Raw genomic sequence first — 15,218 nt, 5'->3', positions numbered from 1 at the left:
ATTTTTTTTTAAATGTTATCTAATAAATCTTCGGCTACCAGATTAGGTAGCGTTACCTTAAGATTCGGTTCGCTTTTCATAGCACGTTTTATTGCAAAAATTGCTCCTTCATTTCGAGCCCAATTACGTCTAGCAATCCCGTTATTTACATCCCAGAAAAGCATTGACTGTAAACGTCTTTCGGCATCTTTACTACCATCAATTACCATACCAAAACCTCCATTTATTACTTCGCCCCAGCCTACACCACCGCCATTGTGTATGCTTACCCAGGTTGCACCTCTAAAACTATCTCCTATTACATTTTGAATAGCCATATCTGCTGTGAAGCGACTTCCATCATAAATATTACTCGTCTCTCTATAAGGAGAATCTGTACCTGAAACATCGTGGTGATCTCTTCCTAACACGACCATTCCTATTTCGCCTTGAGCGATTGCATCATTAAACGCTTTGGCGATTTTTGCTCTTCCTTCTGCATCTGCATAAAGTATCCTGGCTTGTGAACCCACTACCAATTTATTTTCTTGAGCTCCTTTAATCCACGTGATGTTGTCTTGCATTTGCTGCTGTATTTCAGCCGGGGCATCTTCCGCCAGTTGCTCTAAAACATGGAGCGCAATTTGATCTGTTTTTAAAAGATCTTCAGGTTTAGCAGAAGCACATACCCAACGAAATGGTCCAAAACCATAATCAAAACACATGGGTCCCATAATATCTTGAACGTAGCTAGGGTATTTAAAATCCTTTCCATTTTCAGCAAAAATAGCTGCGTCTGCTCGTGAGGCTTCTAATAGAAAAGCATTTCCATAATCAAAGAAGTAAGTACCCTTTGCAGTGTGAGCATTTATCGCTGCTACATGACGACGAAGGGTGCTTTTTACGCTTTCGCGAAAGCGATCTGCATCTGTAGCCATTAAGCGATTTGCTTCTTCTAAACTCATATCCATAGGATAATACCCTCCAGCCCAAGGATTGTGCAATGAAGTCTGGTCACTACCTATGTCGATTTTAATTTCGTGTTTGTCAAATGCTTCCCATACATCTACCACATTTCCTTGGTAGGCGATAGAAACCACTTCGTTTGCTGCTTTTGCTTTTTTGACTCTTTCTACCAGAGATTCAGTGTCTTTAATCACTTCATCAACCCATCCTTGAGAATGACGCGTTTGTACCGCTTTAGGGTTGACCTCTGCACAAACGGTAATACAGCCAGCGATGTTTCCAGCTTTAGGTTGTGCACCAGACATTCCTCCCAAGCCAGAGGTTACAAAGAGTCCTCCTTGAGTGGGAATGTTCATTTTTCTAAATGCATTAAGTACTGTGATTGTTGTACCGTGTACAATCCCTTGTGGTCCAATGTACATATAACTACCAGCAGTCATTTGCCCGTATTGTGTAACCCCAAGAGCATTAAATTTTTCCCAATCGTCTGGTTTACTATAATTAGGAATCATCATGCCATTGGTTGCGACTACGCGCGGTGCATCTTTATGCGATGGAAAAAGCCCCATAGGATGTCCGGAATACATCACAAGCGTTTGCTCATCATTCATCTGTGCGAGATATTGCATGGTAAGACGGTATTGAGCCCAGTTAGAAAACACGGCTCCATTTCCACCGTAGGTAATTAGTTCGTGCGGGTGTTGTGCCACAGTATGATCCAGATTGTTCTGTATCATAAGCATAATAGCTGCTGCCTGTTTTGACTGTGCTGGATACTCCTCTATAGGTCGGGCAAATATCTTATAATCTGGCCTATATCGGTACATATATATACGACCGTAGTTCTCTAACTCTTCTTTAAACTCTGTGAGCAAGGTGCTATGGTGTGCAGCATCAAAATATCGTAACGCATTTTGAAGGGCCAGTTTTTTCTCATCTGGATTTAGTATGTCTTTTCGATTTGGAGCGTGGTTTACCGTTTCATCGTACGCTTTTTTTGTAGGCAAATTAGATGGTATACCAGCTAAAATTTCTTTTTGAAAAGAAGTTTGATTCTGCATTTGCATTGAATTTATATCGTGATGAAAAGTACCACAATGTGAATGTTAAGATTGGGTATTTGTCTTTTTATTATATCCATATGGGCAGTGTCTACAGCCACTCTCACAGCAATAGCCGCGTTTACGATGGTATTGTTCTGTAAAGCATTTGTAGCCCTCTGGGGTTACATAAAAATCACCTTCTTCTATGGGAATATGTTTTTTTTGATAAGACATCTAGCAAAGATAGGAAGTATGGTATAAATTTTGCCTTTTGGCAACTGTTCATAACGTTGTCTATAAAATAGTCCTTTGCCCCTTTTATAGTACTGTTGTGATTTTTTAAATTTGATCTATGTTTTTAGTAGTAAATAAATATCTGTTGCGTAAACGTTTTGTGGGGGTTACACTTTGGCCTTTCATAGTGATGCGTGAACCAAAATTACTAAGTGATAGGTATTTTATTAATCATGAAAAAATACACATTCGACAGCAGGCAGAGATGTTTGTTATTCCTTTTTTTATCTGGTATGTGATTGAGTATTTTGTTAGATTAATCCAATATCGTGATAATTATGTAGCATATCTCAATATAAGTTTTGAACGTGAAGCTTACGCCAGAGAGATGCAATTGGATTATTTAGAAACACGAACTTTCTGGAGTTTTCTAGCCTATCTTTAATTTGTGGAAATACAAATTTTACCAAATCAGTTTGTTTTTCAAAGAAACGGATGCACTGTTTATTTAAAACGTGATGATCTAATTCACCCAACGGTATCTGGTAATAAATTCAGAAAACTTAAATACAACTTGTCCCATGCTAAAGCTCATCATCACAGCACTATAGTCACTTACGGAGGTGCTTTTTCTAATCACATAGCCGCTACAGCAGCAGCTGGGCAGTTAGAAGGATTTAAAACGATAGGTATTATTCGTGGAGAAGAGTTAGGCGTTAATCTTGAAAAAACTCTAAGTGGTAATCCCACTCTCGCCATTGCACATGAATGCGGGATGGATTTTGACTTTATTTCTCGTGAAGAATACCGTGATAAGGATAAAGACCGCTTTCGCGAAAGCGTACTAAAAAAATACCATAACCCTTATATTATGCCCGAAGGCGGTACCAATGCACTCGCTGTAAAGGGATGTCAAGAGATTTTAACTGATGAAGATGAGGTGTTTGATTTTGTTTGCTGCGCTGCAGGAACAGGAGGTACTGCTTCTGGAATTATTAATAGCTTAAAATCTCACCAAAAGGCATTGATTTTTCCAGCCCTTAAAGGAAATTGGATGCAAGAAGAAATTGAAAAATACACTATAAATAATAAATGGGAGCTAATTTCTGATTATCATTTTGGAGGTTATGCAAAAGTAAATGTGGAGCTTGTTAGGTTTATAAATGAATTTAAAAGGACTTATGACGTTCAGCTTGATCCCATTTACACAGGAAAGATGATGTATGGTGTGTCAAGGCTAGTAGATGAAGGATTTTTTCCGAAAGATTCTCGTATTTTAGCGGTTCATACTGGAGGCCTACAAGGAATCGCTGGAATGAATATCTTATTAGAAAAAAAAGGCCTTCCAAAGTTACATATATAGCATGTTGAAAAAATACTTTCTTATTACAGGTATAAGCCTCCTTTTGATAGGTTGTGGAGGAGCGCGTAATACTACATCTAGGCGTGTGTCTGAGAATCCTAGAACAGAAAGAACACGTCCCACTATCAATTCTGAAATCATTCAACCATCTGATTCAAGTTTAGAAAACGGTGTTAATCCTGTCCCAAAATCTGGGGTAAATGGATATATAGATTTTTATGCGCCCATAGCAATGGAAGAAATGAAATTATACGGTGTGCCTGCTAGCATTACACTCGCACAGGGCATTTTAGAATCTGGAGCAGGGAACGGTGAATTGGTGAGGAAAGCAAATAATCATTTTGGTATTAAATGTCACTCATGGGAAGGGGATCGCGTTTATCATGATGATGATGAAAAAGGGGAATGTTTTAGAAAATACACTGATCCAAAATTTTCTTATCGTGACCACTCATTATTCTTAGCAAAAAGGAAACGCTATGCAGATCTCTTTACCCTTTCAAAAGATGATTACAAAGGCTGGGCAAAAGGACTGCGTAAAGCAGGTTATGCTACAGATAAAAAGTACCCTGAGAAGCTCATCAGTTTAATAGAGAGATTTGAGTTGTATCGATACGATGGGAAGGTTTTAGGAAAACAGATAGAAGATTACAATAAGATAAGTTCAAAACGAGAAGATAGCTCAACCGATACACAGCATAGTGTTCAAAAAGGAGAGAACCTATATCGTATTTCAAAGCGCTATAACGTGAGTGTTGAGGATATAAAAAAATGGAATAACTTAAGAGATAATATTATCTCTATGGGTCAAATCCTTTTAATAAAAGACTAACTAAAACCTGAATTTTCAGCTTAATATGATAATCTAGTCGATTTAGAGATTCAGCGCTTATCAATAACATCTACATTTCATAAAATGATATATAAAAGAAGTAGTGAGCTTTTTGTAGAAGCTCAAAAAGTAATACCGGGAGGAGTAAATAGTCCTGTAAGAGCATTTAAGTCTGTGGGAGGGGATCCTATTTTTGTAAAAGAAGCAAAAGGAGCCTATTTGTATGATGAAGATGGTCGTAAACTTATAGATTATATTGCTTCATGGGGCCCTATGATTTTAGGACATGCACACAAACCAGTTGTAGATGCCGTTATAGCCAAAGCACAAAAAGGAACTTCTTTTGGGATGCCTACGGCTATCGAAACAGAGATTGCAAAGCTGGCTATTTCAATGGTTCCAGGTATTGATAAGATACGTTTTGTGAACAGTGGTACAGAGGCATGTATGAGTGCAGTGCGACTAGCTCGCGGCTTTACTAAGCGTGAGAAAATTATAAAATTCGCAGGGTGTTACCATGGTCATTCAGATTCATTTTTGATTCAAGCGGGAAGTGGTGCAGTCACTTTTGGTTCACCCAATAGTCCAGGAGTAACCAGAGGAACTGCAAAGGATACGTTGCTTGCAGACTATAACAGCTTAGATCAAGTGAAAGATTTGTTTGAGGCAAATCCAAATGAGATAGCCGCAATTATTATAGAGCCTGTAGCAGGTAATATGGGCTGCATTCTTCCAGCAGAAGGATTTTTGCAAGGTCTAAGAGAGTTATGTGATCAACACGGAGCGCAACTTATTTTTGATGAGGTCATGACTGGCTTCCGTCTAGCAAAAGGTGGTGTGCAAGAATTGATGGACGTACGGGCAGATATTGTCACTTTTGGTAAAGTCATAGGTGGAGGGTTACCTGTAGGAGCTTTTGCCGCAAGAGCAGAAATAATGAGTCACCTCGCTCCAGAAGGACCCGTTTACCAAGCGGGAACTTTAAGCGGGAATCCACTAGCGATGGCTGCAGGACTTGCAATGCTTCAAGAATTAAATAATGACGGAGAGATTTTTGAGAGCCTTGCACAAAAAACAGCCTATTTACATAAAGGAATTAAGGAGTCTTTAGATAGACATAATATAACCTATACAATCAATCGTATTGGTTCTATGATTTCTGTGCACTTTGCTCCAGATGCTGTGGTAGATTTTAAAACAGCAGCGGCAGGTGATAACGAAACATTTAAAAAATTCTTTCACGGATTGTTGGAAGAAGGAATTTATATCGCGCCAAGTGCTTATGAAAGTTGGTTTTTAAACAACGCACTTTCATACGAAGATTTAGACGCAACCATTGCTGCGATTGATAAAGTGGCCAAAACGCTATAAAAAGCAATTTGTTTTACACAAAAAAATGGCTCCTTGATTAGAGGAGCCATTGTCATTTGTAGCTAATTCAAATAACGGTATGCGGTATTATTTTCGGCTGTGACGTTTTTTTGTTCTGTCACCTCTTTTGTGTCCTCGTTTACGGTTGTGTTTTTCTAGTTTTTTAAATTCTTCAAACTGAGCTTCGGTAAGAATCGATTTCATTTGCTTTTGAATCGCGATGCGTTTATCTAATCGCGCATTCATTCGCGCCAGTTTTTCCTCTTTATTAAAGGTAGGTTTTTCACCTTGCGCTTTGCGAGCAGCCATCATTTCTTTACGATCCTTAACCTGATTAAGAACTAGTTTGTACACTTTATCAGACTGCTTTTCATCTAAAGCAAGTGCCAAAGTCATTTTCTTAGTTTTCAGAGTGGCCATTTCTTCAACGCTTAGATCTTTTGCAAAATCTCTATTTCCATTTTGTTGTGCACTTACAGTGATTGCTGTAAAAAGTGCTGCTGCCATTAGTACCTTTTTCATTTGTATCATTTTTTAATTGTGAACATTAATAGGACGTGACAATTTTAAAATGGTTTAAATGAAGCTCTAAAATTAATTATAGAGTTATAGAAATAGTTGAAATCAATGAGGTGTACGCTTTCGCGAAAGCGTAATTGAAGATTTTTATTTTATAAGTAGGTTTTCCTGATCTTAAATAAATGAATCTAGAAACCGTAGCTTATGGAAACGCCTTTAAATTGCTCACCAAAGTAATCACGATCTTGAATGACAGCGACGTTGAGGTTTGACTTTTCGGTTTTATGTAATTCTGGAATAAAATATCCAGAAAGCGCTCCAACAGCATAGCCAATAGCTAAATCTGTGGGAAAATGTTGTCCTGCTTCTAATCTGTAATAAGCTACTGCCGCAGGTATGATCGCTGCTCCTGCCCATATGTAAGGTATGGCTGGAGAATCTGGATTAAAGTCACTATACACTTTTGCTGTAAAAAAAGTTGCTGTCGCCGTGGCTGCCACATGACCGGAGAAAAATGACCTTGTAGCACTAGTACCTAGCTGTTCCTTTAAAGGGTGCTCTTCACTATAAACATATGGTCTCGCTCTGTTAGTAAGTCCTGCAGAAATGGTAAATAATGCGCCAGTAACTGCCATACTCTCAACGTACATTCCCATTACCTGTCCCGTATGATCGTTTACTTCATCATCTAACAGTAAAACAAAAGGTGCTGCAAATGAGGAATAGAAAAATGCATCACTTGGACCATTTGCACTCTCATCGTCATTACCTGCTGCCCAACGATCTATAAAATTGATATTATCGATAGTATTCTGAAAATCTGCCACTTCTTGTTCTGTGAATCCTTCTTTATTTTGAATCATTAAGAATCCGGCTGCAGTTCCTCCTAATGCAGATCCTAGTACATATCCATCTTTGTTCCAATCCCAAGTATAAGGACTCGTGCTTTGTGAATATAAATTGATACTAATAAATGCTAATAGTAGGAGTGTAATGCTGTTTTTCATGTGGGCAAAAGTAAAATACTGCTATACGGTGTATGTTCAGTTTAACAAATCTGTAAAGAATAATTAACATCAAACTAAATTTTTCTACTAGTTTTATATATATCACTCCCTGTGTGTGGAGTGTAATTCATTTGCGAGTATATGATTAATTGAAAATTTGTCTGTTTTATAATTATCGTGAAACTACATTTAGTATCATACATACCCCACAGATAGCTATAAATGAACCTGATTTGCTATACGCCTTGATTGCACAAGTCGCAACTTTATTTCGCTTTTTTTATAATTAGGCTATATTCCTAAAGGCATTTTTAGCCCTGCCTCCGACGAATCCCATCACCGAGGAGAAAGGTACGACGGAGAGGTTGATGCTAGTGATAGAATGATACAAGAGTTATAAAAACTGCTTTGATGTATACCTCGACTTTGGACAAAGAAAGAGACTCTACCGTGTATGTATTAAGTTAGATTATAATGAATTTCGAGCGGAGCCATAGGATAAAGCGGCAACGAGCTTTTGTGCTATTACACTTCGATAAATATATACTTTTATAAATAGGCGAGCCCTTCAGACAATCAGACTGCTACGGCTCTGCTACAGACATTAGGGACAGGAAAGCCTTTATTTTTATTTTATTCAGTTAATTTAACAAATAAATCCGAACTTTTGCTTTTCAATCCCGAACTCGAGCTATTGCCTATAGCAATTGTTGTACACGGTTTTTAATTCTCCTTTTTTAATAAGTTCAATGAGTTCACATCTTTTTTCAGAATTATTTTGATCAACAAAATTTTCTCCAATTTGGACATAATCATATGGTACATACTTAATTTCTGAATCTATATTTTTTTTAAAACTGCTTTTTCCATAGCCAAGGATTGTTACTTTGTCAGAGCTTTCGAAACTCCATAAAATCCTTTTCAATTCTCCATTTTTTTGTTTAGTGTAAACTCTAAATTTAGAAATGCCTAATTCCAAATCGGTTGGGTAAAAAGCAATTCCATTTTCATCAAATATAATTTGATTAAGGGAAAGATTTTGTCCAAAATCAGTATTGTCAATAATTATAGCATTTCCCCGAAAATCATCTGGAATAATTAAATCCACCTTATTATTAACAGAAAAAAGTGGTGACGCTAAATTAATGTATGAGAATAATAGGACTGCAGGCGCAAGAATCCATAATAGTTTATGTTTAATTTTTAAATTTCCTAAAAGAAGTATAAAAATTCCAATAAGATAAATAGGAAAACCAATTAAATATCCAAATTGTACAAAATATAACGCAACTCCAATTAATAATAATATTATTCCAATTTTGTCGTATTTGTTCATTTCTTAACTTGTGACCAACTGGCTATTGCAAAAATCGAGTGCAGCATGCTTCGACAGGCTCAGCACAAGCTTTGCTAATTTGCTTTTCGTGTGGTCTGTATTTGTTTTGTATAAATATACAGCTATTTGTGAATCTGTTAGCCGCACAAAGAACTTTCAAAGCTGCATCCAATGAATCCCATCACCGAGGAGAGAGGTACGACGGAGAGGATGATGCTAGTAATAGAATGATACTAGAGCTATAAAATCTGCTTCTGATGTATACCTCGAGTTTGGACAAAGCCAGAGACTCTACCTTGTATGTATTAATTTAGATTATAATGAATTTCGAGCGGAGCCATAGGAGAAAGCGGCAAAGAGCTTTTGTGCTATAACACTTCGATAAATATTTACTTTTATAAGTATCCGAGCCCTCAAACCAAATAGACTGCCACGTTTTAATATATGATTACTGCCTTTGATTTAGCATTAAATAAATTACAGATAGAAAGTCCGCGAGGACTTTCGTAAACTGGCTTAAACCAGCAATTAATTTTATACGGAGTTGCAAGTAATAGATTTTTCAATCTATTGTTCCACACAAAAAAGGGTCAGGTTCGGCGAAATTCAATTTTTTAATAAACTCTCCTAATTTTTTACGATTAGTGTATTCAGTTTCTCCATATTTCAAGAAAACAGTTTTTTTTAAATTATTCTTTAAAATGAGTTTTTGCTCATGTACCATACATTTAATTCCGTAAACTTTTATCTTAATTTTATTATGCTTTATTTTTCTTTTTTTGAGATAGAAATTTATATTTCCGGAAAAGTCTGAAATTCCGACATCAATTCCCTCATTTCCAGAAAATATTTCAATTATTGATCCAAGTAAAACTTCCTTAGTCTCTTCTTGAACAAATTTAAATTCTACTTTATATTTATCTTCGAAAGAAGTATTTTGACCATAAGTAGAAATTCCAACTATTAAAAATAAAAAGTAAAATACGTTTTTCATATTTTTTTAAATCTGCTTTTTTAGTTTTCTAAATTTAGAATTTTAAATTACATTTTTAAAGTTTGGGTGATTTTCGCTATTACTTGCTACAACCCACTACATAAAGCGAGTGTGGCATACTTCGACAAGCTCAGCACAAGCTTTGCTAGATGGCTTGTATTTGGTTGTCTATTAAATACTTGTATAAATATATACTTATTTGTCAACGTATAGGACGTATATAGCTTACTTCGGCAAGATCAATAGGGCGCTTTCAAACTTGTGCCTCATAAAATCAATGCAGAATTCTTGCGACTAAAAAGGAAGGCATAGGTTATAACCACAATGTATTTTGGCTTCATTTTAATTTTTTGCAACGGTTTTGTGCGGCTATTTCTAATTTCGCGAAAGCATAAAAAAAGACCACCTCTATAAAGAGATGGTCTTGTATAACAATCGTAAAATTTATTTTCTTAGCCAGTAATTGTAATAAACAACCCTTCATCTGTCTTGCTTACTTTGGCAGCTCCTAGTTTAGTCAGGCCTTTTACACCTTTGTCCCATGCTTTATTACTCAACCCAGCAGCAGCTTTGAGCGCATTTAGTTCTTGTGGGCTTTCTTTTTTAAGAAGCTCGTAAATCGTTTTTTCATTCACATTAAGATCCAGTGCCTTTTTCTCTGGTTTCATCTGTGGGAAGAACAGTACTTCTTGTATGGACTGATTGTTAGTCAAAAACATAATTAAGCGATCCATCCCTATTCCCATTCCAGAGGTAGGAGGCATCCCATATTCTAGGGAGCGCAAGAAGTCATAATCTATAGAAGCCGTCGCTTCATCATCCCCACGTTTTGCCAGTTCTAGTTGCGCTTCAAAACGTTCCCGCTGGTCTATTGGGTCGTTAAGTTCAGAGTACGCATTTGCGATTTCTTTACCACAAACCATAAGCTCAAAACGCTCCGTAAGTTCTGGGTTGTCACGGTGCTCTTTACACAGCGGGCTCATCTCTTTAGGATAGTCTGTAATAAAGGTAGGCTGGATGTAATTCCCCTCACACTTCTCGCCAAAGATTTCGTCTATGAGCTTTCCTTTCCCCATCGTTGCATCTACTTCAATGCCCATTTCTTGAGCTGCCTGGCGTATCTCGTCTTCTGTTTTTCCAGAAATATCAAAGCCTGTAAAATGTTTGATACTATCTGCCATAGTCACGCGTGCATACGGTGCTTTAAAGTCTACCGTGTGCTCACCAAAAGTGGCTTCTGTCGTACCATTTACGGCAAGTGCACAGTGCTCTAGCAAGCGCTCACAAAAGTCCATCATCCAGTTGTAGTCCTTGTAGGCTACATATATTTCCATTGCCGTAAATTCTGGATTGTGCGTACGGTCCATCCCTTCATTACGGAAATTTTTTGAAAACTCATACACCCCTTCAAAACCACCTACAATAAGTCGTTTTAAATACAACTCGTTAGCAATACGCATATACAATGGCATATCTAACGAATTGTGGTGCGTTACAAAAGGTCTAGCAGCAGCACCACCGGCAATAGGTTGTAAGATAGGGGTCTCTACTTCAAAATAGCCAGCATCATTAAAGAAACCACGCATGGCATTAAAGAGCTTCGTACGTTTTACGAAAACCTCTTTTACATGTGGGTTTACGGTAAGGTCTACATAACGGCGGCGGTAGCGCAACTCTGGATCTGTAAAGGCATCGTGTACCTTTCCATCCTCATCTGTACGTGGCTGTGGTAAGGGTTTTAAGGCTTTACTTAATAGGGTAAAGTCTTTTACTAAAACCGTAATCTCGCCCACCTTTGTGGTAAACATTTCACCTTCAATTCCTACAAAATCTCCTATATCAAGTAGCTTTTTGTACACCTCGTTGTATTTTGACTTGTCCTCGCCTGTGCAAATCTCGTCTCGATTAAAGTATACCTGTATGCGCCCTTCACCGTCTTGTATTTCGGCAAAAGAGGCATTTCCTTGTATGCGTCGTGACATTAAACGTCCCGCCATCACTACTTTTTCCCCTTCTGTGTAGTTTTGTTTCGCTTTCGCGGAAGCGTGACTCACTGGATATAAATCTGCAGGGTAGGGGTTAATTCCTATTTCGCGTAAGCGCGCTAGTTTTTGACGGCGTACTTGTTCTTGTTCTGACAATTGCATACGGTTATTCCTTATAATGTTATGTAATGAGCTTTGTGCATCCCTGCGCCAAAGAAGCCGCAAAGATAGTAACTGCTTATGGAGATATGAAACGGTTGTAACAATTATAAATAATCTGAGACCTATAGGTACATCAATCATCAATTCTCGTATGTATACGAGTATAAAAATTTAAATCTATGAGTATCTGGCGTGTCTTGCTTGCCATCTTTTTCCCACCCCTAGCGGTTCTTGACAGAGGTTGTGGGTCCATTATTATCGTGTTTCTATTATGGCTTTGTGGCTGGGTGCCTGGGGTAATTGCGGCATTAGTTATTTTAAATAAGCCGCAGCGGTAATCTTAATAGTAGGTTCTCTTGTGTATAGTACCTGAGAGTAAAGGCATTCTCATCAAATCAATTGTCAGTTTGTAAATCTTAAAGATAGAATTTGATTTATCTATTTAAAGTGGAACTATCCGTTGTAAAATAGTTTAGAAACAGCAGATTTTCATGGAAAGGGCTTAATTGTATTACCTTTGCGGCGTGAATAGAAAAATCATTTTAGAGGACCTTGGTAACAAGGATTATAAAGAAACCTGGGACTACCAGCAGCAGCTTTTTGATGCTACACGCGATATAAAAATCAAGAACAGACGGGAAGATGCTGGGCTAGAAACCACAAACCATTTCTTGTTTGTAGAGCATCCACACGTGTTTACGTTAGGTAAAAGTGGGGATATGTCTAATTTGCTTGTCAGCGAAAAAGAGCTAGCCGAAAAGAATGCTACTTTCTATAAAATCAATCGTGGTGGAGATATTACCTACCACGGACCCGGTCAAATTGTAGGGTATCCTATTTTAGATCTCGATCATTTTTTTACAGACATTCACAAATATCTACGTTTACTGGAAGAAATGGTCATCCTTACCTTAGCCGAGTACGGCCTAAAAGCCGAACGTTCTCCTGGTGAAACTGGAGTGTGGTTTGATGTAGGTACGCCATTTGCACGTAAGATTTGTGCACTTGGTGTGCGGGCCAGTCGCTGGGTGACGATGCACGGGTTTGCGTTAAATGTAAATGCAGATCTGGGTTATTTTGACTTGATGATACCGTGTGGGATTAAAGATAAGGCCGTCACTTCGCTCAATGTAGAGCTGGCAAAGCCACACATAGATCAAGCTGAGGTGAAGGAAAAACTTCTTAAGCATTTTACCCAGCTGTTTGATGCAGAATTTGTAACAAAAAAAGCCGAGATTTAAATCCCGACTCTTTGCTAATTCAAGAATTCTAAGTTTAGTCTATATTAAAATAATTCATTACTTCGTATATATTTGAGATATCTACACCTGCATCTTTTAATGCGCCAATATTTTTTTCTGAATTATTTGCACTTCTACCAGCATCCATCGCAGGGATGATAAAATATCTCACCTTTGTTATGTCGGCGTCTAGTACAGAACCAGATTGCATTGCATAGATGTCTATTTTATTTTCTTCATAAGTAAAGGTGATAACTTGATCGCTACCGTCGTTTTCTATGTAATTCAAAGTCATTGGATACCAAGTGGGCTGATTAAATAGTTGAAAATAAACTAGTACGAGGGATGTGTTGAGAATATCTCCAGTTAATAGTGGTTCTGAAATTTCCACAGTATTAGCTGGCGCTCCTAGATAGGAACCCGCTGTCCAAGCTGGGAAAGGATCTACTGTTCTTAATAATACATTTGCATTACCATCTTCTCCATCCTGACCAGGCACTCCCTGCTGGCCGTCAACCCCATCAGTACCATCTTCAGCTTCACAAGAGATACAAAAAATAGATAATGCTACAAAAGCACAATACATAAATTGTTTAATAGTTTTCATAATAGTTGTTTTTAAATTAATTGTGTTGATTATATGGATTATTATTTGAAAGCTCTCCTTTGTGCTCATTCAACTTTTTTGCTTTAAACACAACTTCCTTTAACAGCGATGTCCGCATCAAATCTCTAACAAAAATTTCTCAGGAGTAGATACACTTTTGACTAGTATTTAAAAAAATAATTACCGCTTACGTTGGTTTTTATGCCGTAGCCGTCCTTCATTAGATTGTAATTTATTTCAGTGTTTACATAAAATGGATTCCTAAAAAGCATTTGTAACAGTATTAGATTTTCTTACTGCATAGTGGAAATAATAATAACCTAATTTTTGGAACCACAAATCTTTTTATACTATTGAAATCATTTCCAGTATCGTAGGTGTTTGTGACCTATATATTTTTTTAAGTAGTTTTTGCGCCGTAAGGATCTTTTACTGCATATCAATTGTCAGGAACTTTAAAAAATAAGATATTCTTAAATAATAAGATTACAGGCCTAAGTAGCTCTCCACTTGTCCGTAGTCATTAAAATCTACCACCCCGCCCAATGAGTTTCCTTCCATGAGCACAAACCTGAGTCTCAAGTTAGATTGCGTGAATGTGGAGCGTAATGTCACTCGACCAACCTCAATTCTGTCTATTTCTAAGATTATAGATCCTGAAGAACTAAGTGGTAATACTTCCCAGTATTCATTTCCTGTCACAGTAACATAGGCATACACAATCCCTGTATCATAAATTTCCTGTGTCAGTTCTGGAATATCAATAATGGTATTACCAGTTGTGATTGTTTGGTTTTCTAGCAAGATAGAGGAGACATTTGCATTGCCATCTTCCCCGGCAGGCCCTTGTTCACCATCAATGCCATCGATTCCGTCCATTCCATCTTCTCCATCATCACTACAGGCTGTGGTAAAAAGAGATAATACTACAAAAGTCAAATAGGTAAGTTTTTTAAGTGTTTTCATAATAGTTGTTTTAAATTAATTATTGTTTGTTATTTTATATCATAAATGGTTGACACTTGTGATCCTGTAATTAATAATTTAGTACTTCCGTATCGTGATTGTTAATACTGATATTGATCGTTCCCTCAGATATATTAAAGGGAGGACCACTTTCTCCTCCAAAATCCTCAGCACGTAGATATATAGAAGGAAACCCAACATCATTACTTGCTATGAATCTACCATTAAAAACATAACCTGTAAGAGGGTTCTCGCGATCTCCATTCCAGTATATAGTTCTTGTAAAAGTATTAGTGGTAGTTTGCCAAGGGCTATCAATATCGGTTTGAAAATCAAAGTATTCCTGAGGAAACTCCATTTGTAGTCTTTTTAATCCACCTTGATCGGCTCCTGAGAACATTATAGTAAAAGAGGCTCCAGCTTTTAAATTGAGTTGAAAATCATCAAATTCATCTTCTTCTGTAAACACCCGGCTAAAACCATCTCCCCTTATCTCAAATCTAAACGTCGGTGAAATGTTATCAGTTTCAGGAATATCGGTATCACAACCTATCAAACAACTTATCGCTAAGCATAAGAGTATGCCTTTTAATGTATTTAAAGTTTCCATACT

General features: G+C 37.3%; 16 protein-coding genes. 6 read left to right on the top strand and 10 right to left on the bottom strand.

Annotated elements, in window-relative coordinates; all coding sequences use genetic code 11:
* Positions 1 to 8: 8 nt before the first annotated feature.
* Together OD90_RS06700 and OD90_RS13145 are read right to left on the bottom strand one after the other, a co-directional pair.
* Positions 9 to 2,006 (bottom strand): urocanate hydratase, encoded by a 1,998-nt coding sequence (locus OD90_RS06700; RefSeq protein ID WP_144668221.1) that lies wholly within the window; start codon positions 2,004 to 2,006, stop codon positions 9 to 11.
* Between the two features lie 45 nt (positions 2,007 to 2,051).
* Positions 2,052 to 2,222, bottom strand: coding sequence for a DUF5522 domain-containing protein (locus tag OD90_RS13145; protein ID WP_186434721.1), 171 nt, complete (start codon positions 2,220 to 2,222; stop codon positions 2,052 to 2,054).
* A gap of 118 nt (positions 2,223 to 2,340) precedes the next feature.
* Here OD90_RS13145 and OD90_RS06695 point away from each other — a divergent pair, with 118 nt between their 5' ends.
* From OD90_RS06695 to hemL, 4 genes are all read left to right on the top strand, one after another.
* On the top strand, positions 2,341 to 2,667 hold the full coding sequence (locus tag OD90_RS06695) for a hypothetical protein (RefSeq protein ID WP_144668219.1): 327 nt from the start codon (positions 2,341 to 2,343) through the stop codon (positions 2,665 to 2,667).
* Between the two features lie 3 nt (positions 2,668 to 2,670).
* Positions 2,671 to 3,585, top strand: a complete 915-nt coding sequence (locus OD90_RS06690) for a 1-aminocyclopropane-1-carboxylate deaminase/D-cysteine desulfhydrase (protein ID WP_144668217.1) — start codon at positions 2,671 to 2,673, stop codon at positions 3,583 to 3,585.
* Position 3,586: 1 nt separating this feature from the next.
* Positions 3,587 to 4,417, top strand: a complete 831-nt coding sequence (locus OD90_RS06685) for a glucosaminidase domain-containing protein (protein WP_144668215.1) — start codon at positions 3,587 to 3,589, stop codon at positions 4,415 to 4,417.
* A gap of 84 nt (positions 4,418 to 4,501) precedes the next feature.
* Complete coding sequence (hemL, locus tag OD90_RS06680) at positions 4,502 to 5,788, top strand: glutamate-1-semialdehyde 2,1-aminomutase (RefSeq protein ID WP_144668213.1); 1,287 nt, start codon at positions 4,502 to 4,504, stop codon at positions 5,786 to 5,788.
* 87 nt (positions 5,789 to 5,875) lie between these two features.
* Here the strand turns inward: hemL and OD90_RS06675 are convergent, their stop codons facing one another.
* From OD90_RS06675 to lysS, 5 genes are all read right to left on the bottom strand, one after another.
* On the bottom strand, positions 5,876 to 6,310 hold the full coding sequence (locus tag OD90_RS06675) for a hypothetical protein (protein ID WP_144668211.1): 435 nt from the start codon (positions 6,308 to 6,310) through the stop codon (positions 5,876 to 5,878).
* Between the two features lie 185 nt (positions 6,311 to 6,495).
* Positions 6,496 to 7,314 carry a phosphatase PAP2 family protein gene (locus OD90_RS06670; RefSeq protein ID WP_144668209.1) on the bottom strand — a complete coding sequence of 273 codons (819 nt, stop codon included), beginning with the start codon at positions 7,312 to 7,314 and terminating at the stop codon, positions 6,496 to 6,498.
* Between the two features lie 691 nt (positions 7,315 to 8,005).
* Positions 8,006 to 8,650: a hypothetical protein gene (locus OD90_RS06665; RefSeq protein ID WP_144668207.1), complete on the bottom strand. Its 645-nt coding sequence runs from the start codon at positions 8,648 to 8,650 to the stop codon at positions 8,006 to 8,008.
* A gap of 562 nt (positions 8,651 to 9,212) precedes the next feature.
* Positions 9,213 to 9,644: a hypothetical protein gene (locus tag OD90_RS06660; protein WP_144668205.1), complete on the bottom strand. Its 432-nt coding sequence runs from the start codon at positions 9,642 to 9,644 to the stop codon at positions 9,213 to 9,215.
* Between the two features lie 452 nt (positions 9,645 to 10,096).
* Positions 10,097 to 11,791, bottom strand: a complete 1,695-nt coding sequence (lysS, locus tag OD90_RS06655; RefSeq protein ID WP_144668203.1) for a lysine--tRNA ligase — start codon at positions 11,789 to 11,791, stop codon at positions 10,097 to 10,099.
* A gap of 179 nt (positions 11,792 to 11,970) precedes the next feature.
* Here lysS and OD90_RS06650 point away from each other — a divergent pair, with 179 nt between their 5' ends.
* Positions 11,971 to 12,129, top strand: a complete 159-nt coding sequence (locus tag OD90_RS06650; protein WP_144668202.1) for a YqaE/Pmp3 family membrane protein — start codon at positions 11,971 to 11,973, stop codon at positions 12,127 to 12,129.
* Between the two features lie 186 nt (positions 12,130 to 12,315).
* Complete coding sequence (gene lipB / locus OD90_RS06645; protein WP_144668200.1) at positions 12,316 to 13,032, top strand: lipoyl(octanoyl) transferase LipB; 717 nt, start codon at positions 12,316 to 12,318, stop codon at positions 13,030 to 13,032.
* 34 nt (positions 13,033 to 13,066) lie between these two features.
* On the opposite strand, the gene OD90_RS06640 is transcribed toward lipB, so the two are convergent.
* The 3 genes from OD90_RS06640 to OD90_RS06630 all read right to left on the bottom strand — a co-directional run bounded on the left by OD90_RS06640 (position 13,067) and on the right by OD90_RS06630 (position 15,215).
* Positions 13,067 to 13,639 (bottom strand): hypothetical protein, encoded by a 573-nt coding sequence (locus OD90_RS06640; protein WP_144668198.1) that lies wholly within the window; start codon positions 13,637 to 13,639, stop codon positions 13,067 to 13,069.
* Positions 13,640 to 14,125: 486 nt separating this feature from the next.
* The gene (locus OD90_RS06635) at positions 14,126 to 14,605 is read right to left on the bottom strand and encodes a hypothetical protein (protein ID WP_144668196.1); all 480 of its coding nucleotides are present in this window, start codon (positions 14,603 to 14,605) and stop codon (positions 14,126 to 14,128) included.
* Positions 14,606 to 14,675: 70 nt separating this feature from the next.
* The gene (locus OD90_RS06630; RefSeq protein WP_144668194.1) at positions 14,676 to 15,215 is read right to left on the bottom strand and encodes a hypothetical protein; all 540 of its coding nucleotides are present in this window, start codon (positions 15,213 to 15,215) and stop codon (positions 14,676 to 14,678) included.
* Positions 15,216 to 15,218 lie beyond the last annotated feature (3 nt).

The sequence above is a fragment of the Dokdonia sp. Hel_I_53 genome, assembly GCF_007827465.1.
GTDB lineage: Bacteria > Bacteroidota > Bacteroidia > Flavobacteriales > Flavobacteriaceae > Dokdonia.
Note: the sequence above shows the minus strand (reverse complement) of the source record. Positions and strands in the feature narration are given on the sequence as shown.